The organism is Actinoallomurus sp. NPDC050550, assembly GCF_040655075.1.
Taxonomy (GTDB): domain Bacteria; phylum Actinomycetota; class Actinomycetes; order Streptosporangiales; family Streptosporangiaceae; genus Actinoallomurus.
On record NZ_JBFAJC010000035.1, the window covers coordinates 62,337 to 86,626 of the forward strand.

Here is a 24,290-nt window from a genome sequence, read left to right on the forward strand (position 1 = left end):
GCTCGCTCGCCCTCCTCACTCGCTCCGCGGGCGGCTCGTACCTCACCGCCCACTCCGCTCGCTGCGTCGGGGTCGCTCGCGGTCACGCCGCCTCCCCCTGGTCCAGACCTCCGGTCATCGCGGAGACGAGCTCCTCGACGGAGGTGTCGGCGGCGGTGAGGCGGGCGACGCGGCGGCCGAGCCGCAGCACCTCCACGCGATCGGCCACCGCGAGCACCTCCGGCATGTTGTGGCTGATCAGCACCACGGTGACGCCCCGGTCGCGGACCCGGCGGATCAGGTCGAGCACCTGTTTGCGCTGGACGACGCCGAGGGCCGCCGTCGGCTCGTCCATGAAGACCACCTTCGACGCCCAGGCCACGGCCCGTGCCACCGCGACGCACTGGCGCTGCCCGCCGGACAGCTGCCGTACGGGCGCGGACATGTCGGGCAGCCGGATGCCGAGCTCGTCGAACGCCTCCGCCGCCCGCCGGCGCATCGTGCCCCGGTCGAGGATGTTCAGCAGCGGGAAGCGGGTCAGCTCCCGCCCGAGGAACAGGTTGGCGCTCGCGTCGAGGTCGTGGGCGAGCGCGAGGTCCTGGTAGACCGTCTCGATGCCGTGCCGCTGCGCGTCGACCGGGCTCGCGAACTCCACGGGCCGGCCGTCGAGGAGGAGCTGCCCGGCGTCCGGCCGCAGCGCGCCGGACAGTGTCTTGACCAGGGTGCTCTTTCCGGCACCGTTGTCGCCGATCAGGGCGACGACCTCACCCGGATGGGCGGTGAAGGCGGCCCCGCGCAGGGCCTGGACATGGCCGAAGCGCTTGGTGACGCCTCGTGCCTCCAGCAGTGGTTCGGTCAACGGTGCACCTTCCCTAGGGTCAGAGCGGCGGCGACTCCCCCGAGCCACGGACGATCAGGCGGGTCGGCAGCAGCACGCGCTGGGGCGGCAGGTCCTCCCCGTCCATGCGCCGGCACAGCAGTTGGGCGGCGCGGCGGCCCATCTCGGCCGGGTAGTGCGCCACCACGGTCACGGGTGTGGCCAGCATGTCGGCGAGCTCGAAGTCGTCGAACCCGACGAGGGCCGTCCGCGAACCGGCCGCCTGGATGGCGCGCAGCGCCCCGATGGTCAGCCGGTTGTTGCCGGTGAACACGGCGGTCGGCGGGTCTCCGAGGGCCAGCAGCTCGGCCGTTGCGGCCTCCGCCCCGGCCACGTCGTGCGGGCCGAGGCGGACCAGTGACTCGTCGACCGGGATGCCGTGGGCCTGGAGTGCCTCGTCGTAGCCGCGGCGGCGTTCGCGGGCGGTGAAGATGCCGGGCAGGTCGGCGAGGCAGGCGATGCGGCGGTGCCCGTGCGCGATCAGGTGTTCGACGCCGGCCCGCGCTCCACCGACGTTGTCGATGAGGACGACGTCGGCCTGGATGGCCTCCTCGGGCGGACGGTCCATGAACACCGCCGCGGTGCCCATCTTCAGCTCCGGGATCAGGTAGCGGTGGTCGGCGGCGGACGGCACCACGAGCAGCCCGTCGACCCGGCGCTCACACAGCGAGCGGATGAGGTGCCGCTCGCGGGCGGGGTCCTCGTCGGAGCACCCGGAGATCACGAACAGGTCGTGGGCGCGGGCGACCTCCTCGACGCCTCGCGCGATCTGCGAGTAGAAGGGGTTGCCGACGTCCTTGATGACCAGCCCGAGGCTGCGGGTCCGCTTCCCGCCGCGCAGGGCCCGTGCGATGTCGTTACGGCGGAACCCCAGCGCGGCGATGGCGTCGTTCACCTTCTCCACGGTGTCCGGCCGGACGCCCACCTCGCCGTTGACGACGCGGGACACCGTCTTGAGACTGACCCCCGCCCGCCGGGCGACGTCCCTCATGGTCGGCCGCATGCGTCCCCTTCGGTCCAATAAGACGACAACGTTGTCATCTCATCATCGGACGCATGCGTCAAGACCGCCAGACCTTAAAAGATCACCATGATCGCGACGATCCGTACAGCGGCTCGGAACGCGCGGCCGGAACCGCGTCCGTCCGGGGCCCGGCTCAGCGCGGCTCGGGGGACCCCGGCCGTACGGCCCGGTTCAAAGCGGGAGCAGGTCCGGCCGCTTGGCGACGACCTCGTCGCCCGACGAGCGACCCTGCAGGCGCCGCTGGATCCACGGCAGGAGGTACGCGCGGGCCCACTGCAGGTCGTTCCGTCGGGAGGTGAGCCAGTCGACCGGCGGCGCCGACGGCCAGGGATCGCGCCAGTCGCCCGTCACGGGTACGTCCAGCGCCTGGCAGGCGGCGAGGGCGACCCGGCGGTGCCCCTCCGGGGAAAGGTGGATGCGGTCCTGCGCCCAGGCACGCGGGTCGAGCAGCAGCCGCATCGACCACAGGTCGACCAGGTGGCAGTCGCGGCGGTCGGCGATGGCGCGCAGGTGCAGGTTGAACATGGCCGCCTTGCCGCGGATGCGGCGCAGGACCGGCACGTCCCGGGGGTCGAAGCCGGTGAAGATCAGCACCTCGGCGCCGGTTTCACGCAGCCGCCGGACGGCGGCGTCGAACATCGCCGCGAGCGCGTCCGGGTCGGCGCCGGGCCGGAGCAGGTCGTTGCCTCCGCCGGCGAACGTGATCAGGTCGGGCCGCAGTTCCACCGCCCGGGGCACCTGCTCGTCGACGATCTGCCGCAGCAGCCGACCACGGACGGCGAGGTTGGCGTAGTGGAGTCCGGGACCTTCGGCGGCGAGGTGCTCGGCGAGCCGATCGGCCCAGCCGCGGTAGCCCGCGGCCGGGGCCGGGTCCTCCAGGCCCTCCGTGAAGCTGTCGCCGATGGCGACAAAGGAGGTGTACGTCGAAGCTTCAGTCACGTCGGACAATAATGCAACAGACCGGCATTAGGCGGCGAACCGGGCTCAGTGGTTGATCGGTACGCCCCTCGCCCGCATGGTCATGGCGTGCTCGACGAGCGTGATGAGTGTCATCTTGGTCGACTCGCGGTTCCGGGCGTCGCAGGTGACGATCGGGACGTGCGGCCCGATGGTCAGCGCCTCCCGTACGTCCTCGATGCCGTGGTTGTAGACGCCGTCGAAGCCGTTGACGCCGACGACGAACGGCATGCCGGACTCCTCGAAGTAGTCGACCGCCGGGAAGGCGTCGGCCAGCCGGCGGGTGTCGACGAGTACGACCGCGCCGATCGCGCCCTTCACCAGGTCGTCCCACATGAACCAGAACCGGTGCTGACCGGGGGTGCCGAACAGGTACAGGATGAGCTCCTGGTCGAGGCTCACCCGGCCGAAGTCCATGGCCACCGTGGTGGTCGTCTTGTCCGGCGTCGCGGAAAGGTCGTCGACCCCCGAGCTGGCCGACGTCATCACGGCCTCGGTCGTCAGCGGCATGATCTCCGAGACCGAGCCGACGAAGGTCGTCTTCCCGACGCCGAAGCCGCCTCCTACGATGATCTTTACGGAGGTCATGCCGGGCGAGGCGGCGCCCGGACTAGAGCTTGCGAAGTCCAACGAGAACCCTTTCCAGCAGCTGGAGGTCGGGCTGTCCCTCGGTGAAGGGGGACTGGTGCACCCGCACCAGTCCTTCGTGTGCCATGTCAGCGATGAGCACACGCGCGACGCCGAGCGGCAACCTCAGCAGCGCTGACACCTCCGCCACCGAACGCCAGTTCCGGCATAGATCGATGATGGCTTTGAATTCAGGAGTGAGAGTGGTGATGTCCCGGCGGGGGTACGGCGCCGCCGAGATCAACGCCTCGATGGGCAGGTCGTACCGTGGCTTGGTACGCCCACCGGTGACGGCGTACGGCCGTACCAGCGAGCTCGATTCTCCCGTCTCCGAGGGCGGCGAAGGCGGCCTCGGCGGCGGGTTGTGGTGCGGTCCGGACCCCGGCCCGCGATACGCGCCGAAGTCCCGGTTTCCGTACCGGCCGCCGTCCACCCTTAACCGATCCCTGGTTCCGCGCGCAACGCCGGGGTCAGCACCCGACCGACGCGCTCGACGAGCAGTGCCATTTCGTAGGCCACCAATCCCATGTCGCAGTCGGGCGCGGCGAGGACGCCGAGCACCGAGCCATCACTGATAGCCATCACGAAGAGGAGACCGCGTTCCATCTCAACGAGGGTCTGGGTGACCGCCCCGCCCTCGAAGATCCGCGCCGCACCCGCCGTGAGGCTGGTCAACCCGGAGGCGATCGCGGCGAGCTGGTCGACGCGGTCGGCCGGGAATCCTTCGGAGTACGCCATCGGCAGGCCGTCGGAGGACACCACTACCGCGTGCGCGACACGCGGTACGCGCTCGACGAATGTGGTCACCAGCCAACTGAGATCCTGGCGGCTGTTCACTGGTTCTCCCGTTCATCATCTTCGGGCCGGATCGCGGCGCGACCCCTGCGTACGCCCTGCTGGAAGCTGGAGAATCGGTTCCGTACCGTCTCGGCTTCCGGCGGCTGGAAGGCCGGCCGGGCCGGTTGGACCGGTTGCTGGACCGATTGCTGAGGCTGTGGTGGCGCCGGCCTCGCCGAGCCTACCGATCCGGGGATCCGGTTGTTTCCGGGAACCCGTTTCGGCAGGCCGGCCGCGGTCTTCCCACCCACCGCGGGGGCGCGCACCGTCTCCGCCGCGCGGAATCCCTCGTCTGCGGGCGAGGACCATTCCTGCGGAGGGGGCGACTCAGACTTGGCCATTGATCCTGTCTTGCGGCGTTGGAACCATTCCGACTGCATTGCCTCGAAGATAGGGGAACGTCCTCCGTTCTCGTCGCCCAAACGACTCGCGTCGTGTGTCGATCCCGTCACCGATGGCCGAGCCGGCTGCCGCGCCGGGGGGAACGGCGGGTTCTGCGGCCGCGCCGGACGCGCCGCGGGCGGAGCGCCCGCCGGGGGACCCGAGCGGCCCGGCGCCGACGGCGCGGCGCTCCGTCCGGGCGGCGAAGTGCTCGCGGGCTTGCGCTTGGGCAGCGGCGATCCCTGCGGCGGCTCGGCCTGGTTGCGCGCCGGCTCCGCCGGCGGCCCTGCGGCCTCCCGGGGGTTCCAGACCGGTTCCGACGGGTTCCGGGGCGGCTCGGCCGGGTTCCGCGGCGCCTCCCTCGGGGCGCGCGGCGACTGCCTTTCGAACGGCGCGGTGTCGGGCTCCGACTCGGTGAAGTTCCGCGCGGGCTCCCACGGTGTGTCCGGCACCGGTGCCGCGGCGACCGGCTCCGGGCCCCGGGACAGCTGCCCGCGCGCGGCGGGCGCCTCGGCCGCGAGCGGGCGCCGGACCGCCGCCTCCATGGGCGAGTCGAGGCGCCGGGGGCTCGGCTGATTCGCGTCCTGGCCGTGGATGGCGTTCGCAGGAAGGATCACGAACGCGGTGAGGCCGCCCGACAGGGCCGCGCGCAGCTCCACCCGGATACCGTGGCGCTGCGCCAGCCGGCCGACCACGAACAGGCCCATCCGCCGGGAGATCGAGACGTCGATGGTCGGCGGATTGGCCAGCTTCCAGTTGGCTTCCTCCAGCTCCTCCGGCGACATGCCGACGCCGTTGTCGGAGATCTGGAGCATCGCGCCGCCGCCGCTGAGCAGGTGGCCGGACACCGCGACCTTCGTGTGCTCCGGGGAGAACGCCGTCGAGTTCTCCACCAGCTCGGCCACCAGGTGCACGAGGTCGTTGACGACCCGGCCGACGACCGAGACGTCGTCCTGGATCCGCAGGGTGACCCGTTCGTACTGCTCCACCTCGGACAGCGAGGCCCGGACGATGTCGACCAGCGCGACCGGCTTGTTCCAGCGGCGCGTCTGCTCCTGGCCGCCGAGAACGAGGAGGTTCTCACCGTTGCGCCGCATACGGGTCGCGAGGTGGTCCAGCTTGAACAGGGCCTCCAGCCGGGCGGAGTCCTGCTCGCTCTGCTCCAGGTCCTCGATCAGCCGCAGCTGACGCTCGATCAGCGACTGGCTACGGCGGGAGAGGTTGACGAACATCGCGTTGACGTTGCCCCGCAGCAGCGCCTCGTTGGACGCCAGGCGTACGGCCTCGCGGCTGACCTCGTCGAAGGAGCGGGCAACCTCTCCGATCTCGTCGGTGCTCTGGACGGCGATCGGCTCGACCGTGATCGGTTCGTTGCCGGCCTCCGGGTCGCGCAGCCGGCGCACCAGCTCCGGCAGGCGGTGGCTCGCGACGTCCAGTGCGCCGGAGCGAAGCCGGCGGAGCGGGCTGACGAGGGACTGCGCCATCACGAGGGTGACGATCAGGACCAGGATGAGGACGATGACGATCGCGGCGGCGTTGAGGATCGCCGACTGCAGGGCGCTGTCCCGGCGGTCCTTGCTGCCCGCGATGACCTGATCGGAGAGCTTCTTCTCGACCTGGCGCATGAGGTCGATCTTCGCGGTCGACGCCGTGAGCCACTCTCCCGCGTCATCGGTCGTCTGGGGATCGAGGTCCAGGTGCTTGGCGGCCTTGCCGCCGAGCCCCAGGGAGATCGCCCGCTGCCGGAGCACGGCCGAGTTGTCGACCTGCGGGCCGATGACGGTGTCGTCGAACAGCTGGGCCTGCTCGAACGTCGCGGCTTCTCGGAAGGAGGCGATCTCGCTGTCCTCCCGGGCCACGGCCGCGGAGAGGGACGTCATGTCGCTGACGCCGATGGAGCCGCCCAGCGCGGCCGAGTACAGGACCGCGCGCTGCTCGGAGGCCTGCTCCTTGGCGCGCGAGAGGGCTACGAGGGCACGGACGGAGTTGGAGAGCTTCTCGTCCGCGACGCCCTGGGAGATGACGTCGTTGAAGGCCAGCAGGTCCTGGATCGACTCGGAGTAGACGAGGATCACGGACGCCGCCGGCATCTTGGTCTTGGCGGCGTTCTGGCGCAGGTTGCTGATGGCGTCCAGCCGGTTCCGCATGCGGGTGGTGTTCGCGACGACCTGCGCGCCGTACGACGCGTTGATGCCGTCGGCGAGCTTCCGCACTTGCACAGCGGCAGCGTCGGCCTTCGGGTACGCCTGCTCCACCTGCGAGAGCAACGCGGGATCACGGTTGGCCGAGATGTAGGCGGCCGTCAGGTCTCGTTCGCTGCTGAGAGCGTGAACGAGAGTGGTGATCTGGCTGCCCAGTTCCGCCAGCCGCTCGACCCGGCTGTACGACTGCTCCTGGCTGACAGAGGTGGCGATCCGCAGCCCACCGAAGGCGAGCGCGACGACCGTCGGGATCAGGATCAGGGCGATCAACCGCTGTCGCACGCGCCAGTTACGCAGCCGGAACCTGCTGCCGGGCCCCGCAGACCCGGAAGGCGAGGTGCCGCCATCCTCCACCGCCATCGGCAGCGGAGTGCGGTCACCAGGTTCGTCGTTTGGTTGCATCCGCACTTGGCGTTTACACCCTCTCACGGTAAGGATCCGTGCTGGTTAGAAAAGGAGGCGCTGACTAGGGGGTCCATCGCGTCTTCCGTCCAGCGTCCGACATTGCAGCACACAGCGGGGACCACTCGCAAAGAGATCCAAATACTGCAAGCCGGTTTGATGTAGGAGTAACCTCATCGCCGCTCAGTGTAACCGAAAGTCGCTCAACCGCCACTAACGGAACGTAATTCGCCATTCATGCTGCGTGATATTAGACGGCATGTTGACGAGAGTCATCGCACTCAGCAATGGACCACAGCGATTTCACGGTTCGCAAGGGACCGGCGACGGGCGGCCACGGATGCCTGGACACCGCCCCCGGCCGGGCGGCCGCAGGGGCCGCCAACCCCGGCCATGACGGCCCCAGATCCGCACGCACGGGCCCCCAGGTGGACACAGAGCGCGCTTCGAGGGTCGTAACACCGTGAGATCGGTACATATAGGACATATCGGGGCGAATCGATCTTGACGGAAGGTAAACAAGTGCGGTTCTGTCCACTGCGCATCAGGGGACTGGTGCTGTAACCTCCCCCCTGTTCGCGCCAAAAAGCGGTTTGTCGAGTTGACAGACGCTTGACCGCGCGCGCGACCCCCGTTACCCCGCTTGCTCCCTCTTCCCCTCTTCTCCTACAAAGGAGCGCCATGAGACGGTTTGGGTCTCGCCCCGCCCTCCTCACGAGTCTTCTTCTCACCGCCGCCCTTGCCGTGGGCTGCGGGGGCGGCTCAAAGTCCTCCTCCTCAGGAAGTGGCCTCGAGAAGAAGACCGTCACAGTCGCAGCCCTGCCCGTGGTCGACTCCGCGGGTCTGCATGTCGCCGTGAAGCAGAAGCTCTTCCAAGCCGAAGGGCTCAACGTAAAGCTGGTGCCGGTAGCGAAGAGCACCGACGCTGTGCCGGCTCTGAAGAACGGACAGGTCGACGTCATCGCCGGCGGTAACTACGTCTCGTTCATTGAGATGTATGCCACCCATGCGATGAACATCCGCATCGTCAGCGACGCCGCCGATTCCGCCCCCCGCTTCATGGCGGCGATGGTGGCGAAGGACTCGCCCATCAAGCAGCCGAAGGACCTTGAGGGCAAGAAGATCGCCGTCCACATTCCCAACAACATCCAGAGCCTGACCTTCAACGAGGTCCTCAAGGCGAACAACGTCGACCCCTCGAAGGTCCACTACGTCCAGGTCCTGTTCCCGCAGATGGGCGCCGCGCTGCAGAAGCACCAGATCGACGTCGCGCTGACCGCCGAGCCCTTCGGCACGGACATGCAGCGCAAGCTCGGCGCGCGGATGGTCCTCGACGCGGGTGGCGCCCCGGTCACCGACCTGCCGGTCAGCGGCTACTTCTCGACCCAGGACTGGGTGACGAAGTACCCGAAGACCGCGGCGGCGTTCCAGCGGGCGCTCGAGAAGGGGCAGCAGCTCGCGTCGAGCGACCGCAAGCAGGTCGAGTCGGTGCTCCCGGGGTACGCGCACGTCGACGCGCAGACGGCGTCCGTCCTGAGCCTGCCCGGCTACGCGTCGGACATCAACCCGGCGCGCATCCAGCGGCTGCTCGACCTCATGCAGACGAACGGCCTGCTCAAGAGCAAGATCGACGCCAAGAGCCTCATCTTCAGCCCCTCAGGCAAGTGATCACAAAGGTATGACCGAGCACAACCCGCGAACCCGGCGGCTCTCGCGCAGCGGAAGGTGGCTGCGCGGGGCCGTCGGGCTCGCGATTCTCGTGGCCGCGAGCGAGATCCTCGGCCGGGCGGGGATCGTCGACCGTTCCTATCTCCCGCCCGCCTCCGACATCCTGGTGCGGGCGGTCGGGCTGGCCGCCGACCCGGACTTCCAGACGAACCTCCTCAGCACCATCAAGGCGTGGGCCCTCGGGCTGGCGATCGCCGTCGCAGGCGGGGTGCCGCTCGGCCTGCTGATCGGTGGAGTTCCCGCCGTCGGCGTCGCGCTCCGGCCGATCCTGGAGTTCCTGCGGCCCATCCCCTCCGTCGCGCTCATCCCGCTCGTCGGCCTCATCCTCGGCGCGGGGATCAGGACGGAGAGCACGCTCATCGTGTACGCCTCGCTCTGGCCGGTGCTGTACAACACCATCTACGGTCTGCAGGACGTCGACCCGGTGGCCAAGGAGACCCTGCGCACGTTCGGCTTCGGCCGGCTGGCCGTCATGTGGCGGGTCTCGCTCCCGGCCGCGGCCCCGTTCATCGCGACGGGCATCCGGCTGGCCGCGGCCGTCGCCCTCATCCTCGCGGTCGGCACCGAGATCCTGTCGGGCTTCGGCCAGGGCATCGGGATCTTCATCGCCCAGGCGGAGAACGGGACGGACAGTGCGAAGGACGTGCTGGCCGGCACCGTATGGGCGGGTGCCCTCGGCCTGATCATCAACGCCCTGCTCGTCCAGGCCGAGCAGCGGCTGTTCCGCTGGCACGCCGCGCAGTCGGGAGGCCGGTCATGAGCAGTACCACCACGGCCACCACCGGCGCCGACACCCGGCCGGCCCGCTACGGCCTGGGCGTGCTCGCCGGGGCCCTGCACCGCTGGCTCGCGCTGATCGTCGTGGTCGTCCTCTGGGAGCTCGGCACGCGCGCGGCGAAGAGCGTGTTCTTCCCGCCGCCCTCGAAGATCGTCAAGCAGATGTACCACCTGTGGTTCTCCGGGCCGGTGTCGCACCTGTTCCTGACGTCCACGGCGACGGACAACATCCTGCCCAGTCTCGCCCGGATGGCCATCGGACTCGCCGCCGCGACCGTCGTCGGCGTGGCGCTGGGGCTGCTGCTCGGCCGCTCCGACCGGATGTTCGCCTACCTGGACCCGCTGTTCCAGTTCTTCCGCGTCATCCCGCCTCCGACGCTCGCGCCGGTCTTCGTCGTGCTGTTCACGTTCGGCACCCCGATGCAGCTCGCCTCGATCATCTTCAGCGCCATCTGGCCGATCCTGCTCAACACGGCGGACGGCGCGCGCTCGGTCGACCAGCTGCAGCTGGCCACCGCCCGGGTGTTCAGGCTGTCGGCGACCACCCGGCTTTTCAAGATCATCCTGCCGTCCACGATGCCCAAGGTCTTCGCCGGACTACGGCTCAGCCTGTCGCTCGCGCTGATCCTGATGGTGTTCTCCGAGCTGCTGCCCGGCACCACCAACGGCATCGGGTACATGATGAACGACGCCCAGAGCCGATCGGACCTGCCGACGGTGTGGGCGAGCATCGTCCTGCTCGGAATCCTCGGCTACGTGCTCAACATGATGCTCCTGGCGGTGGAACGCCGCTCGCTGGCATGGCATCGATCGGCCCGCAGAACGGAGAGCACATGAGCACGGCTCGGCATGGGACGGAATTCACGGTTCGCGACGCCGTCTTCGACTTCCTCCGGCGGACCGGCCTGACCACCCTGTTCGGCAACCCCGGCTCCACCGAGCTCCGCATGTTCCAGGACTGGCCCGAGGACTTCACCTACATCCTCGGGCTGCAGGAGTCCGTCGCGGTGGCGGCCGCGGCCGGGCACGCCATGGGCACCGGCCGCGCCTCCGTCGTCAGCCTGCACTCGGCGGGCGGCGTGGGACACGCGCTCGGCGCGGTCTTCAACGCCTACCGCGACCGGGTGCCGCTCCTCGTCATCGCGGGGCAGCAGTCGCGCGCGATGCTCCCGACCCGCCCCTTCCTGTCCGCGGACGAACCGGCGCTGTTCCCCCGCCCGTACGTCAAGTGGAGCCGCCAGCCTGAACGCGCCGAGGACGTCCCGGCGGCGTTCGCCGAGGCGTACCACGTGGCGATGACGCCGCCGCGCGGCCCGGTGTTCATCTCGGTCCCGGAGGATGACTGGGGTCGTCCCGCGCACCCGGTCGAACCGCGCGAGGTCCACGCCGGCTTCGTCGGCGACCCTCGGGCGCTGCGGGAGCTCGCGGACGCGCTGAACGCCGCCCGGAATCCGACGATCATCGTGGGCGCCGGCGTCGACGACGACGGCGCGTCGCCCGCCGTCATCGGGCTGGCCGAGCGCACCGGCGCGGCGGTGTGGATCAGCCCGCTGTCCAGCCGGTCGGGTTTCCCCGAGGACCACCGTCTCTTCCGCGGCTTCCTGCCTCCGGTGCGCGACCAGCTCGCCCGCGCCCTCGAACCGTACGACGTGATCGTCTCGATCGGCGCGCCGATCTTCACGTACCACGTGCACACCGAGGGCCCGTACCTGCCGGACGGCGCGCGGCTGTTCCACCTCGACTGCGATCCCGCGCAGACGGCCTGGGCGCCGGTGGGGACGAGCGTGCTCACGACGATCCGCGCCGGCGTCACCGCCCTGCTCGAACTCGTCGAAAAGGCGGACCGGCCGGCCCCGCCTCCCCGGCCCCGGCTCGCCGCTCCCCCGGTGACCGATCCGATCGAGCCGGCGCTGGTCGTCGAGACCCTGCGCGGGCTCATGCCCGACGACGCGGTCCTGGTGGAGGAGGCACCCAGCCACCGGGACGCGCTCCACGACCGGCTGCCCATCACCCGGCCCGGAGGATTCCTCACCACGGGCAGCGGGGCGCTCGGCTGGGGGCTCCCGGTCGCGGTCGGCCGGGCCCTCGCCGGAACCGGCGAGCGGGTCGTCTGCGTGGTCGGCGACGGCTCCAGCATGTACTCGATCCAGGCGCTGTGGACGGCGGCGCGGCACGGAGCGCCCGTCACCTTCATCGTGCTGAACAACCAGGCGTACGAGGCCGTGAAGGCGCTCGGCCGCCGCATCGACATCCCCGACGTGCCGGGAACCGACCTGCACGGCATCGACTTCGTGTCCGTCGCCGCGGGGCTGGGCTGCCCGGGACGCCGGGTGGACCGGGCCGCGGACCTCGCCGAGTCGCTGTCGCACGCGTTCGGGCAGGACGGCCCGTTCATCCTGGACGTGACCATGGCCGCCGGCACGTCCTCCGCCTACTCCTCCCCCAACGACTCCGGGACCAGGTGAACCTCTTGCTCGAGATCGAGAAGGTCGGTCACTACTACGCCGACCACACGGCCCTGGAAGATGTGAACCTCGAGATCGCCCAGGGCGAGCTGGTGAGCATCGTCGGACCGTCCGGCTGCGGCAAGTCCACGCTGCTGCGCTGCATCGCCGGGCTGATCAAGCCCTCGCAGGGCCGGATCGCGCTGAACGGCGTGCAGATCAACGACGTGCCCGACAATCTGGCCGTCGTCTTCCAGGACTACAGCCGCTCCCTGCTGCCCTGGCTGACCGTGCGCGACAACGTCGCGCTGCCCCTGCGCCGGCGCGGCAGGTCCAAGGCCGAGCGGCAGTCGACCGCGCTCCGGGTGCTCGAGGCGGTGGGCCTCGCGGGCGCGGCGCAGAAGTACCCCTGGCAGCTGTCGGGCGGGATGCAGCAGCGCGTGTCGATCGCCCGCGCCCTCGCGTACCGGCCCGCGCTGCTGCTGATGGACGAGCCGTTCGGCTCCGTCGACGCGCAGACCCGTGAGGACCTGGAGGACCTCGTCCTGCAGGTACGTAACGAGGGCATGACGATCCTGCTGGTCACGCACGACATCGACGAAAGCGTCTACGTCGGGGACCGGGTCGTCGTGCTCAGCCGGGCTCCGGGACGGGTCGTCGCCGACCTGGCGGTCGGGCTGCCGTCGAAACGCGACCAGATCACCACCCGGGAACTGCCGGAGTTCGTGCACATGCGCGCCGAGGTCGGCCGGCTCGTCCGCGCCTAGACCTGATCCCGTTCGCGCAGCCCCACATCCCCCAGCGGAGAGACCACGTGAGCGACGAATTCCGACCCACCACCACGGCCGAGCACCTGCTGTGGCTCCTCCACCAGCACGGCGTCGACCATCTGTTCCTGAATCCGGGCACCGACTCGGCTCCTCTGCAGGAGGCGGCGATCACCCTCGCCGAGGCGGGCGTCGGGATGCCGCGGATCATTCCCTGTACGTTCGAGTCGGTGGCCCTCGCCGCCGCGCACGGATACTGGCAGGTGACCCGGCGTCCCCAGGCCGTCTTCGTCCACGTCGACGTCGGCACGCAGAACCTCGGCGCCATGATGCACAACGCGCTGCGCGACCGGGCGGGCGTCATCGTCATCGCCGGCAAGACCCCGTACGGGGAGGAGGCGGACTCCCCCGGAGGGCGTGCGCACACCATCCACTGGCAACAGGACGTGCCCGACCAGGCGGGTGCCGTCCGCGGCTACGCCAAGTGGACGCTGGAGATCACCCGAGCGGACGTCCTGCCCCGGGCGATCGGCCGCGCCGTGCAGGTGGCCCGCGGAGGACTGCCGGGCCCCGCCTACCTCATGGTCTCCCGCGACGTCCTGATGGACCCGCCGGCCGCGGAGGCGGGGCGGACGACCGGCTACGCCGTCCCAGGGCCGCCCGCCGCCGACGCCGAGACCGTACGGCGGATCGCGGACCTGCTTACTGAGGCGGAGCGGCCGCTGCTCATCACGGCGCGGACCGCCCGGCGCCACGACGGGTTCGCCGTGGTCACGCGGCTGGCCGAGCGCACCGGCGCCCGCGTCGTCGACATGCCCGAGAGCGGCTGCGTCAACATCGACACCGCGCATCCGCTGCGGGTCCGCTCGATGGCGACCGCCCGGCGACTCGTCACCGAGGCCGACCTGATCGTTGTCGCCGACTGCGACGTGCCGTGGATCCCCAAATTCGTCCGCCCGGCCCCGGACGCGACGATCGTCCAGATCGCCGCCGATCCGCTGCGGGAGGACATGCCGCTCTGGTCCTTCCCCGCGGACCTGGCGGTCGCCGCGGAGGGCGCGACCGTGCTCGACCAGGTCGCGGAGGCACTGCGGGACGTCGACCCGGCGGCGAAGTGGAGCGGCGCGGATCTGGACGCCGACGCCACCACCGGTGCGGACAACGCGTTGGACGGCCCCATCCAGGCGCCGGAGGTCTTCGCGGCGCTGAACGCGGTCCTCCAGGCCGACGACATCGTCGTCGAGGAGGCGGTCACCAACGCGACGGCGCTCCGCGAGATCCTGCAGCGCAGCATGCCCGGCACCCTCGCCGGGACGGGCAGCCCGGGACTGGGCTGGGGACTCGCCGGCGCCGTCGGCGTCAAGCTCGCCTCACCCGAGCGGCGCGTCGTGGCCGTCGTCGGAGACGGCAGCTTCATGTTCGGCGTGCCGACGGCGGCGCTGTGCCTGGCCGCGGAGGCGGACGCGCCCACCCTCACCGTCGTGCTCAACAACGACGGCTACCGGGCGAGCCGGCTCCCGGTGTTCGAGCTGTTCCCCGAGGGGCGTTCGGCGGCGCGAGGCGACGCGGTCGGCACGCGGTTCCAGAGCCCGCCCGACTTCGCGGCGGTGGCCCGCGCCTGCCACGCGCACGGCGAGAGCGTCGACGACCGCGCGGAGCTGGTCCCCGCCCTGCGGCGGGCGCTGAAGGCCCTCGAGGCCGGGCGCGCCGCGGTGGTGGACGTCCGCATCGCGCGGGACTGACCGCTGCTCCCGGGGCCGGTCCGGCCGGCCCCGGTCGGGCGGGGCCTACGCGACCGCCCGCTCCTTCATGAGAACGCGCAACACGGGAGGAACTGTCGTGGACGTGCTGATCGTGGGCGCGGGCATCGCCGGTCTGACGACCGCACTCGCGCTGGACAAGGCCGGCGTCGGCGTACGCGTCGTCGAGGCGGCGCCGCGGCTGGGGCCGCTCGGCGTGGGCATCAACCTGCAGCCGCACGCCGTACGCGAGCTGACCGAGCTCGGGCTCGCCGAGTCCCTCGACGCCACCGGGATCCGGACCCGCGAGATGATCACGATGGACCGGTTCGGCAACCGGATCGCGGTTCACCCGCGCGGCCGCCACGCCGGGTACACCTGGCCGCAGTACTCCATCCACCGCGGCGAGCTGCAGATGCTGCTCCTCGACGCGGTACGCGAACGGCTCGGCCACGACGCCGTACGGACCGGGCTCTCCTTCGAGGCGTACGAGGAGGACCCCGAGGGGATCGACGCGCGGCTGCGCGACCGGGCCGACGGCGACATCGTCACCCTTCGCGCGGACGTGCTGGTCGGCGCGGACGGCATCTTCTCCGCCGTCCGGCGGCTGCTGCACCCGGACGAGGGCGCACCGCTGTGGAACGGCGTCCGCATGTGGCGCGGCGTCGCCGAGGTCGACGAGTTCCTCACTGGTGACACCATGCTGGTCGTCGGCACCCACAGCACCGGCCGCATGGTCCTGTACCCGATCTCCAAGGCGGCGGCCGAGCGTGGCCGCGCCCTCGTGAACTGGGTGGCCGAGGTCCGCGTCTCCTCGAGTCCGGAGACCGAGAGCACCATTGCGAACTGGACGACCGAGGGCCGGCTTGAGGACGTGCTCCCGTACTACGCCGGCTGGCGCATCGACGGCTTCGACGTGCCCGGCCTGCTGTCGAGGTCGGAGTGGATCCTCGACTACCCGATGGTCGACCGCGACCCGCTGCCGTTCTGGAGCCGGGGCCGGGTGACGCTGGCCGGCGACGCCGCCCACCCGATGTACCCGGTCGGTTCCAACGGCGGCTCGCAGGCGATCCTGGACGCCCGGATCCTCGCTCGTGAGCTGCTCTCCCTCGCCACCGACCCGGTCGCCGGGCTGCGCTCGTACGAGACCGTACGGCGGGCCGAGGCCAACGCGGTCGTGCTGGCCTGCCGGGACATGCCGCTGGACCGGATGCTCGAATTGATCGCCGAGCGCGCGCCCGAGGGGTTCACCCGGATCGAGGACGTTCTCGACGCCGAGGAGCTCGTCAGCGTGCGCGCGGCCTGGCAGAAGACGACCGACGTGGACGCCGAGGCCCTCAACCGCCGGGAGTCGTGGGACCCGGTCCGCCCGACCCACGGCTGACCACCGCACCCGGTCCGCGGCCGTCCACCCACGTACGGGCGAGAGCGGCCGGGCCAACAGGCGGACGAGCCGTCGCGGCCCGGTCGGCAGGCGGACGAGCCGTGGCGGCCGAGTCAGCCGGTGAGGTCGCGCAGGAATTCGGCGAGCACGGCGGTGAGCTCGGCGGGAGCGTCCTCCTGGATCAGGTGTCCGGCTCCGGAGACGAGGTGGAGCCGGGCTCCGGGGATCCGCGCGACCAGTTCGTGGGCCTTGTCGACCGGAATCCACGCGTCGTCGGTGCCCCAGCAGACCAGCACCGGGACGTCGATGGTGCCGTACCGGTCCTGCACCTCCGCGGTGTGACGCTGGTCGGCCTGCTCGATCTGGCGGTAGAACGCGGGCCGGCCGGGGTCGTCGAGCCAGGGCTCGACGAGGCGTTCCAGGACGTCCGGATGCAGGCCGCGTGCGCTCGCCGAGCCGAGGTACTCCTGTACGAGCGCGCCGTGCAGCGCGGGCGGGAGCTGCTCGAACACCTTGTGGTGCTCCCCCAGGAGCCGGAAGGACGGTGACCCCCAAGGCGTGAGGGTGACCGTGTCGACGAGCGCGAGCCCGCGGTAGCGCGCGCCGTGCAGAAGGTGCGCGCGCATCGCGACCGTACCTCCGAAGTCGTGCGCGACCACCAGCGGCTCGTCGAGGCCCCAGTGGGCCAGCAGTTCGGCGAACACCGCGCCCTGCGCGGCCAGCGAGACGTCCTGTCCCTCGAACTTCTCCGAGGCGCCGTAGCCGGGCATGTCCCAGACGAAGACCTCGTGGCGCCGGCCCAGCGCTCGCGCGATCCCGCGCCAGACGTACGAGGAGAAGGGCGTGCCGTGCAGCAGCACGACGGGCGGCCCTCCTCGATCGCCGAGCCGGTCCCAGCGGACCTCCCCCGAGCCGGCCTGGTACGTCCTGGTCAGCCGCCAATCACCCAATGATCCTCAACCTCCGGCGTGAGATGCACGAAACGGACAGACCAGTCACCTACCGTGCCGCCGACGTCCGCAAACGCGAGCTTCATCACCGCGGCGCGTGAGCGGTGGCGATGTGCCGTGGGAGTCCTCCGGAGGGCCGGTCCACCCGGGTCACTTGGCGTCCGCGTAGCACTCGACCGCGACGGCCTCCATCGGAAAGCGGACCGGTGTGTCGCCGAACACCAGACGACGTGCCTCCACCGCCGACTCCCGGACCGCGGCGATCACCGCCTCGGTGAGCTCCTGGGGGGCGTGCACGATCACCTCGTCATGCTGGAAGAAGACCAGCCGCGGCACACGGGAGGCGTCGCCGGTGCCGAGGGCGGTCAGCCTACGGCGCAGCGCCGCCAGCAGCACGAGCGCCCAGTCCGCGGCGCTCGCCTGGACCACGAAGTTGCGGGTGAACCGGCCGCGGCTGCGCACCGCCGAGCCGCCGCCGTCCTGGACGGCGAGGTCGCGCCACGCCTGCGACGGCGGCGGACTGGTGCGCCCGAGCCGGGACCGCACCACCCGGCCTGCCTCACCGGCGCGGGCCGCCGCCTCGACATAGTCGTACGCGGCGGGGAACCGGCGGCGCATCACCGCCAGCAGCTGTGGCGCCTCGCCGCTCGTGCCGCCGTACATCGCGGACAGCATCGCGATCTTGGCCTTGTCGCGGGCGCCGCCGAAGGCGCCCGCCAGCGCGGAGTACAGGTCGTTCTCGCCGGCGGCGGCGGCGAATGCCCGGTCACCGGCGAGCGCGGCGAGCACGCGCGGCTCCAGTTGGGCGGCGTCGGCGACCACGAGACTCCAGCCCGGATCGGCGACGACCGCGCGCCGCAGCACCTTCGGGATCTGCAGCGCTCCTCCGCCGTTGGTGGCCCAGCGGCCGGAGACGACGCCGCCGACGACGTACTCCGGGCGGAACCGGCCGTCGCGCACCCAGGTGTCGGCCCATGACCAGCCGTGCGCGACGTACAGGCGCGCCAGCTCCTTGTACTCCAGCAGCAACTGGGCGGCGGGATGCTCGACCTCCCGGAGCACGTGCGACCGTGTCGAGGGGATCCGCACGCCCGCCTGCGCGAAGGCCTTGACGATCTGCGACGGCGAGTCGGGGTTGATCCGCCGGCCGAACGCGTCGCCGATCCGATCGGCGAGGTGCTGGAGCACGCGCGGCCGCAGGCCCGGCGCCGGCCGGGGCCCCATGAGCTCGGTCAGCAGGGTGTCGTGGACGTCGGCGCGCCAGGGCAGACCGTCGTGGCCCATCTCCGCCGCGACGAGCGCGCCCGCCGACTCGGCCGCGACGAGCATCCGCAGCCCCGTCTCGGCGACCCGCCGCTGCTGCTCGGTATGGACGGCGACGATCGCGTCGATGTCATCGGAGGGGCCCTCGTCGAACAGCGTCGGCAGGTCGTCGCCGGCGACCGGATCGTCCGGGACCGGCAGGCCGCGCAGGCGGGCCAGGGCCGCCGCGAGCGAGCGCGGCTCTCCGAACCGGCCGGCGTGCCCCAGCAGGAGCGTCTCGGTGAGCTCGAGGTCGTGACAGCGCGCGACGCGGACTCCCGCCTTCAGCAGGCGCGGATAGACACCGGCGGTCGAGGGCCACACCCAGCGGACGCGACCAGACGGTGCCGCGCCACCCCGTGCGCTGCCGGACGGTGCAGCCGTCTCGCCCGGAGCTTCACCGGGCGATCCCGCCGGGTCATCTCGCGCTCCGCCGGACCGGGACGCGGCGGCCTCGCGCCGGGCGATCGCGGAGATGAGGTCGGCGACCTGCTCGGCCGGACCGGCCGGGGCGCCGTCCTCCGTGACGGGTTGCAGGACACCGCCCTCCCCCACCGCGCCGACTGCGATCCGCATGGGTCGATTCTGCCCGGACCCACCGACGATTTCGGATCGGTGGCGGCGCGCACGATGACGGCGGAAGGCATCCGGGGCCGGGTCCGGCCGGCCCCGGGACGTCTCGGGTCAGGCGGCGAGCGGAACCTGTGCGCCGGTGGGCGCACCGTTGTACCGGTCGATGACCTTGTTCAGCTGGATCTGGTAGTACAGCGTGCCGAAGCCGATGAGGCCCAGCAGGAAGCCCATACCACCACTGCAGGTGGGCTGTAGGCCGGCGGACCGCTGAGCCTCGCGGATGTGCCCGCCGAGGCTGATCCACGAGATGAGCGGCCAGATGTACAGCGTGATCCACCCGAACAGCAACGAGCAGATCGCCATCCCGGCGCTGATCTGACGGCGGCGGTCGAAGTTCGCCAGCTCGGCGTGGACCGAGTAGTACCAGACCAGGTTGTAGATGCCCAGGGTGATCAGCGGCAGGCCCAGCCAGACGCCGACCGGGTTGCGGCGCTTCATCTGGATGCCCATGAGGGCCTGCTGCCCGTGCTGCGCCGGCGCGCCGCCGTGCTGGGCGGGGACCATCTGCCCCTGGTACTGCGGCTGCTGGCCCTGGTACTGGGGCTGCCCCTGGTACTGCGGCTGCTGCCCCTGGTATTGCGGCTGGCCCTGATGCTGGGGTCCCCCTCCGGGGTACTGCTGTGGCTGGGGGTAGGGATTACTCATTAAGCGGTTTCTCCTGGGATAGGGGATCACGACCGTTCTCGGGGCGGTCGTAAGGGACATCTTTGATCGACGCGCCCGGAGGTGTCGAGGTTCCCGGTGATTCGTTATTGCGAGAAGTGAATCGTTATCTCGTCCTCGACGGGCGGGTCAAGCTCGTGCTCACGGCACCCGGTGGCGGCGAAACTGCGGATGCGCAGCCGTTCCGGCGTCACGTCGAGACGCAGGAAGCTCTTGAACAGTGGTGGGTGGTTCGAATCGGACATCGGCGAGAGGAACCGCTGGTAGATGCGCCGTACCGGAAGCCGCAGCCGGGACCGGCGGTGCGGGCGCGGCGGCACGCCGAGCAGCGACGCGACGATCCTGGCGCGCCAGGTCACCGCCGCCTCGGTCGCGCGGCGCGGTGACATGTCGAGCCGCTGGGCGATCACGGCCGCCGCCTGGTCCTCGGACAGTTCGAAGAACCGCCGCAGCCGCAGCCGTCTGCCGTACAGCCGGCTGTAGAAGGCGAGGCAGTCGCCGCGCAGCGGATAGCAGCGGAACTCGTCCTCGGTGACGCCGCCGATCCTCACCCGCGGGATGGTGTGGGTGGCGTGCATGAACGCGCCTCCGCCGCCCGAGACGATGTACTCGATGACGCGGTCGCCGACCCGCACCGGATAGTGCTGGTAGTTGTGGATGTCGCCGCCGATCGCGGCGACGTAGTTGTTGGCCGGGTCGCGGACGATGTCGTCCACGGTGCCGCCGCCCGCGATCGGGCATGGGTGGTGGGCGTCGTCCACGTACAGTGGCTTGCCGGTGACGAGGATCTTCGGTCTGGGTCCCTGCGACACTCTGCGCAGCCAGGCGCCCTGGTCGGCGTCGATCCCGCCGAGGATGCCGGTGTCGATGCCGACGATGCGCAGCGGCCCGGCGTCCATCGCCCAGTACGGGCCCGGCTGCACCACCTGCTGTTCCGGCGCCGACCGCATGCTCTGCCCCGCGGCGAGGAGCTTTTCGTCGGCGACGTCCGGCTCCTTCCAGAACAGCCGACGCCACCACGCGGCCGACAGCGCCTTCGGCCGTCCGTCCGGCGACAGCGGTGGCGCGCCGCAGAAGACGCGCATGAAGCCGCCCAGGCCGTCGTACCAGTCGTGGTTGCCCGGCACGGCGTAGATCGGCGCGTCGTAGCCCTGGTAGGGCCGGAAGAACTTCGCGGGGTACTCGTTCACGCTCCCCGTCGGATAGATCACGTCGCTGGCGATGATCGCGAAGCGGGTACCGGCGCCGATCTTCTCGAAGCCGGGAACCACCGCGTACTGCGAACCGTCGCCCTCGCCGGTGTCGCCGAGGATCATGAATGAGAAGGAGTCGGGGTCGTCGCGCGGGATCGCGAACTCCGGGTCGGCGCCGCGCGCGAGCTGCTCACCGACCCAGCGCGCCCGTTCGTCGCCGGTGGGGTCGCCGAACCAGCGCGCCAGCACGTCGTTGCGTGCCCGCCAGAGCGTCCCCGGCCGCGTCCAGGACAGGTCGCGGGTGTCCGGCGGCAGCAGGGAGGTGTACGTTCCCGGCTCCCGGCACGTCCACCCGGCATCGGCCGCGGAGTCGCGGGAAGAGGGAGGCACCGTGGCACCGTAACAGCGGTCGTCACTGTATGACCGGTGTTCGACACATTCCGGCCAGCTCGTCCGACCTGTCGAGAACGCTCGCGGGTCAGGGAATCGTCGGCGGCTCGTGCGAACCGGCGGGCGGCTGGCCGTACCCGTCCACCGACTCCGGTGCGCGACGGCCCGCGGGCTCCGGTTCGTACCGGCCCGCCGGCTGTGGTTCGTACGACGCGTACTGGACCCCGGGCCCGGGCTCGTAGCGGCCCTCGGGCTGCGGCTCGTACCCATCGGCGGCCGGCGGCTCGTACTGGCCGCCGGGCGCGGGCTCGTGCCGTTCGGCGGGCGGCGGTCCGTACTGCGGGTACGGGCCGCCGGGGCCGGGCTCGTGCTGCTCCGCGGGCGGCTCGTACTGACCGGTCTGCGGGAACCGCGGTCTGGCCTCGGGCGCCACGCTGAGCAGCGTCTCCGCGAACGCGGCGATCTGGTCGACCGGCATCCGGAAGGTGCCCTGACACACGCCGCCGTTCCAGAGACTCAGCACGACGACGCCGGCGTCGGGGTGGCGACTCAGCCGCAGCGCGCGGTCCGCTCCCCGGGAGTCGAAGAACACGTCGCCCTGCTTGGGCAACGGCGTGGCCGCTGACATGGGGCCAAGTGTGTCCCTGCGGGCCAGCGCCTGTCCAGAGCGCGGGAGGAGAGGATGATCTTTATCACCCGGCGGAGTCGGCCCCGGTGAGCGCCGGCCGATCCGGAGGCGCGTCAGCCCACCATGAAGGCCCGCGGGTCGTCGGTGGAGACGATCTCACGTCCCAGCGGCAGCAGCGACACCGGAATCAGCTTGAAGTTCGCCAGCCCGAGGGGGATGCCGATGATGGTGATGCACAGGGCGAGCCCGGTGAGGACGTGGCCGATGGCCAGCCAGAGCCCGGCGACGAAGAACCAGATCACGTTGCCGATCGCGGACATCACCCCCGCGTCGCCGCGCCGCACCACCGTCTTGCCGAACGGCCACAGCGCGAACACCCCGATCCGGAAGGCGGCAATTCCGAACGGAATGGTGATGATGAGGATGCAGCAGATGATCCCGGCGAGGAAGTAGCCGAGCGCCAGCCACAACCCGGCGAAGACCAGCCAGATGACGTTCAGGATCGTCCGCATGTCCCCTGCTCTCCTCCTGACCAGTGTCGGTCATCCGGTCAGACGCGCGATCACCGCCTCCGGTTCCCCGACCGCCGCTCGCCGGCTCAGTGGGTTCGCACGACGGTGGACACCTGCGCCGCGTCGTCGTCGGGGTCGCGGTCCGAGCCACCGCCGATCGCGGCGATCCGGCCCCGCGCGACGAGTTCGCCGCGGGTCGCCGGCAGCACCCTGACGTCGAACCGCGCGGCCAGCGACCTGCCGGGTTCGAGCCGGCGCACGATGAGGGCGGCCTCTCGCGTGCTGGTGTACCCGTCGACGCCGGTCGGCAGCCAGGCGCCGGTCCGTACGGTGCCGGCCGGCAGAGCGCTGCGCACCGTGATCGGCCCGGGTGTGCCGGGGCCGTGGTTGGTCAGGCGGATCGAGTACGAGAACCGGCCGCCGGGCCGGACCGTCGGCGGCGCGGCGATGGACAGCTCCAGGTCGACCGGGTGTTTCGGGCGTTCACCGGGCGGCGATCCGCTCGGCTCCGGCGTCCGGACGAGCCCCTCCACGGGCGTCCGGTCGGCGTCGCGCGGAGAGGCCTGGCTCGGGCCGCGGTCGTCGGTCGGGGCGCGGTACGGGCTCGGGCCGGGCCGGCGGTACGGAGTCGGGCCGCGGAGCGTCGTCCGGACCGAGGGGGCCGGCATCGCCCGCGCGGGCCCGTACCGGGTGGGTGTGCGGGCGGGCGGGTGTTCCGGCGCGCGCCGGTCCGGGAACGCCGTCGGGACGCGGTGCCCGACGCGGGCCCACGGAACGTACCGGGCCGGCAGCCCTCCGGCGGGCTGCCCGTCCTGTCTGGACGCCAGGGCCGCCAGGACCGGCAAACCCACCGCGATGCCCGCCAGCGCGGCCAGCGCGTGCTTCACAGTGATCGCCCCCGAATCACGGATCACACCGGGGAACGTACCGCCGTCCCCGTCTCGGAGCGGTAAACCCCACGTCAAGTGTCAGGCCGGATCGGCGATGACGTTGAGGGCGCCGGGCAGCACCCGGGCCGTCGCCGGGAGCACGCCGAGCAGCTCGCCGTCCGCTCCGTACGGAATCTCCCGGTCTGCCTCGATCACCACCTCGCGGCCTCGCAGGACCTCGATCTCCGGGCGGCGCACGTGCGTGCCCTGCGGCAGCTCCCGCATGACGGCGAAGAACAGCCGTTTGGGCGCGTGCCGGATGATCACGACGTCGAGCAGCCCGTCGTCGACCGCCGCGTCGGGCGCGATGTGCAGGCCGTAGCCGTAGTACCCGGAGTTCGCGACGACGACCGTGTAGCCGCGTTCCTCATGGAGCTCGCCGTCCACGGTGATCCGGTACGAGACCGGGCGCCAGGTGGCGATCGCGCGCAGCGGGCCGAGGTAGTACGCGAGCGGGCCGGGCAGCCGGGTCAGCCGGTTGATGTGGGCGTTGGCGACGGAGTCGACCCCGCCGTACACGCTGCCCGCGACGACCCGCTTCGCACCGTCCGGCGACGTCACCTCGATGGCGTCGATCCGCCGGGGCTCGGCCTCCAGCAGCAGCGCGGCGAGCCGGTCCGGTTCGTCGGGCAGGCCGAGCTGGCGCGCGAAGTCGTTACCGCGGCCCGCGGGCAGGATGCCGAGGAGGCCGTCGGTGCCCGCCAGCGCCCCGACCAGCCCGCCGACCATGCCGTCACCGCCCGCGGCGATGACCGCGTGGCCCTTGTCCGCCGCCGTGCGCGCGAGCTCGGCCGCGTGCTCGAGGCTGCGGCTGTACTCCACCGTCATCTCCGCGCCGGCCTCGCGCAGCAGCCGCGCGACGGGGATGAGCCGGGCGGCCGCGTCGCCGCCCGCCGCAGGGTTCACCACGGCGGTGAACGATCGCATCCTCAGCACCCTTCTCCCGATACCCGCAGGCCCGGCAGC

The 24,290-nt window shown here is 71.3% G+C and carries 22 protein-coding genes; 7 read left to right on the forward strand and 15 right to left on the reverse strand.

Annotated elements, in window-relative coordinates:
• Window positions 1–82: 82 nt before the first annotated feature.
• The 7 genes from AB0I04_RS36370 to AB0I04_RS36400 all read right to left on the reverse strand — a co-directional run bounded on the left by AB0I04_RS36370 (window position 83) and on the right by AB0I04_RS36400 (window position 7,285).
• On the reverse strand, window positions 83–838 hold the full coding sequence (locus AB0I04_RS36370) for an ATP-binding cassette domain-containing protein (protein WP_360895213.1): 756 nt from the start codon (window positions 836–838) through the stop codon (window positions 83–85).
• Between the two features lie 19 nt (window positions 839–857).
• The gene (locus AB0I04_RS36375) at window positions 858–1,859 is read right to left on the reverse strand and encodes a LacI family DNA-binding transcriptional regulator (protein ID WP_360895216.1); all 1,002 of its coding nucleotides are present in this window, start codon (window positions 1,857–1,859) and stop codon (window positions 858–860) included.
• 192 nt (window positions 1,860–2,051) lie between these two features.
• Window positions 2,052–2,819, reverse strand: a complete 768-nt coding sequence (locus tag AB0I04_RS36380) for an SGNH/GDSL hydrolase family protein (protein ID WP_360895219.1) — start codon at window positions 2,817–2,819, stop codon at window positions 2,052–2,054.
• 45 nt (window positions 2,820–2,864) lie between these two features.
• Complete coding sequence (locus tag AB0I04_RS36385; protein ID WP_360895221.1) at window positions 2,865–3,425, reverse strand: ATP/GTP-binding protein; 561 nt, start codon at window positions 3,423–3,425, stop codon at window positions 2,865–2,867.
• A 22-nt stretch (window positions 3,426–3,447) separates the two neighbouring features.
• A complete protein-coding gene (locus AB0I04_RS36390) occupies window positions 3,448–3,897 on the reverse strand; it encodes a DUF742 domain-containing protein (RefSeq protein ID WP_360895224.1) in 450 nt (149 codons plus the stop codon).
• A 2-nt stretch (window positions 3,898–3,899) separates the two neighbouring features.
• On the reverse strand, window positions 3,900–4,271 hold the full coding sequence (locus AB0I04_RS36395) for a roadblock/LC7 domain-containing protein (protein ID WP_360895227.1): 372 nt from the start codon (window positions 4,269–4,271) through the stop codon (window positions 3,900–3,902).
• A gap of 26 nt (window positions 4,272–4,297) precedes the next feature.
• On the reverse strand, window positions 4,298–7,285 hold the full coding sequence (locus AB0I04_RS36400; RefSeq protein WP_360895347.1) for a nitrate- and nitrite sensing domain-containing protein: 2,988 nt from the start codon (window positions 7,283–7,285) through the stop codon (window positions 4,298–4,300).
• 681 nt (window positions 7,286–7,966) lie between these two features.
• On the opposite strand from AB0I04_RS36400, the gene AB0I04_RS36405 reads away from it, so the two are divergent.
• The 7 genes from AB0I04_RS36405 to AB0I04_RS36435 all read left to right on the forward strand — a co-directional run bounded on the left by AB0I04_RS36405 (window position 7,967) and on the right by AB0I04_RS36435 (window position 16,124).
• Complete coding sequence (locus tag AB0I04_RS36405; protein WP_360895230.1) at window positions 7,967–8,953, forward strand: ABC transporter substrate-binding protein; 987 nt, start codon at window positions 7,967–7,969, stop codon at window positions 8,951–8,953.
• 10 nt (window positions 8,954–8,963) lie between these two features.
• Window positions 8,964–9,773: an ABC transporter permease gene (locus AB0I04_RS36410; RefSeq protein WP_360895233.1), complete on the forward strand. Its 810-nt coding sequence runs from the start codon at window positions 8,964–8,966 to the stop codon at window positions 9,771–9,773.
• Window positions 9,770–10,627 (forward strand): ABC transporter permease, encoded by an 858-nt coding sequence (locus tag AB0I04_RS36415; RefSeq protein ID WP_360895236.1) that lies wholly within the window; start codon window positions 9,770–9,772, stop codon window positions 10,625–10,627. Before AB0I04_RS36410 ends, AB0I04_RS36415 begins: the two co-directional genes overlap by 4 nt.
• Entirely contained in the window at window positions 10,624–12,255 is a 1,632-nt protein-coding gene (mdlC, locus tag AB0I04_RS36420; RefSeq protein ID WP_360895239.1) for a benzoylformate decarboxylase, read from the forward strand. Before AB0I04_RS36415 ends, mdlC begins: the two co-directional genes overlap by 4 nt.
• On the forward strand, window positions 12,252–13,001 hold the full coding sequence (locus tag AB0I04_RS36425) for an ABC transporter ATP-binding protein (RefSeq protein WP_360895242.1): 750 nt from the start codon (window positions 12,252–12,254) through the stop codon (window positions 12,999–13,001). The genes mdlC and AB0I04_RS36425 overlap by 4 nt, the downstream gene beginning before the upstream one ends.
• 47 nt (window positions 13,002–13,048) lie before the next feature.
• On the forward strand, window positions 13,049–14,743 hold the full coding sequence (locus tag AB0I04_RS36430; RefSeq protein ID WP_360895245.1) for a thiamine pyrophosphate-requiring protein: 1,695 nt from the start codon (window positions 13,049–13,051) through the stop codon (window positions 14,741–14,743).
• Between the two features lie 97 nt (window positions 14,744–14,840).
• Window positions 14,841–16,124, forward strand: a complete 1,284-nt coding sequence (locus tag AB0I04_RS36435; protein ID WP_360895248.1) for a flavin-dependent oxidoreductase — start codon at window positions 14,841–14,843, stop codon at window positions 16,122–16,124.
• 113 nt (window positions 16,125–16,237) lie between these two features.
• On the opposite strand, the gene AB0I04_RS36440 is transcribed toward AB0I04_RS36435, so the two are convergent.
• The 8 genes from AB0I04_RS36440 to AB0I04_RS36475 all read right to left on the reverse strand — a co-directional run bounded on the left by AB0I04_RS36440 (window position 16,238) and on the right by AB0I04_RS36475 (window position 24,251).
• Complete coding sequence (locus AB0I04_RS36440; protein WP_360895251.1) at window positions 16,238–17,074, reverse strand: alpha/beta hydrolase; 837 nt, start codon at window positions 17,072–17,074, stop codon at window positions 16,238–16,240.
• Window positions 17,075–17,224: 150 nt separating this feature from the next.
• Complete coding sequence (locus AB0I04_RS36445) at window positions 17,225–18,952, reverse strand: bifunctional 3'-5' exonuclease/DNA polymerase (RefSeq protein WP_360895254.1); 1,728 nt, start codon at window positions 18,950–18,952, stop codon at window positions 17,225–17,227.
• A 108-nt stretch (window positions 18,953–19,060) separates the two neighbouring features.
• The gene (locus tag AB0I04_RS36450; RefSeq protein ID WP_360895258.1) at window positions 19,061–19,654 is read right to left on the reverse strand and encodes a DUF4234 domain-containing protein; all 594 of its coding nucleotides are present in this window, start codon (window positions 19,652–19,654) and stop codon (window positions 19,061–19,063) included.
• 104 nt (window positions 19,655–19,758) lie between these two features.
• Complete coding sequence (locus AB0I04_RS36455; RefSeq protein WP_360895261.1) at window positions 19,759–21,255, reverse strand: metallophosphoesterase; 1,497 nt, start codon at window positions 21,253–21,255, stop codon at window positions 19,759–19,761.
• Window positions 21,256–21,343: 88 nt separating this feature from the next.
• Window positions 21,344–21,883 (reverse strand): hypothetical protein, encoded by a 540-nt coding sequence (locus tag AB0I04_RS36460; protein WP_360895263.1) that lies wholly within the window; start codon window positions 21,881–21,883, stop codon window positions 21,344–21,346.
• 113 nt (window positions 21,884–21,996) lie between these two features.
• Window positions 21,997–22,395 (reverse strand): YccF domain-containing protein, encoded by a 399-nt coding sequence (locus AB0I04_RS36465; protein ID WP_360895266.1) that lies wholly within the window; start codon window positions 22,393–22,395, stop codon window positions 21,997–21,999.
• Window positions 22,396–22,481: 86 nt separating this feature from the next.
• Window positions 22,482–23,309 (reverse strand): hypothetical protein, encoded by an 828-nt coding sequence (locus tag AB0I04_RS36470; protein WP_360895269.1) that lies wholly within the window; start codon window positions 23,307–23,309, stop codon window positions 22,482–22,484.
• A gap of 54 nt (window positions 23,310–23,363) precedes the next feature.
• Window positions 23,364–24,251, reverse strand: coding sequence for a YegS/Rv2252/BmrU family lipid kinase (locus AB0I04_RS36475; RefSeq protein ID WP_360895272.1), 888 nt, complete (start codon window positions 24,249–24,251; stop codon window positions 23,364–23,366).
• Window positions 24,252–24,290: the final 39 nt, after the last annotated feature.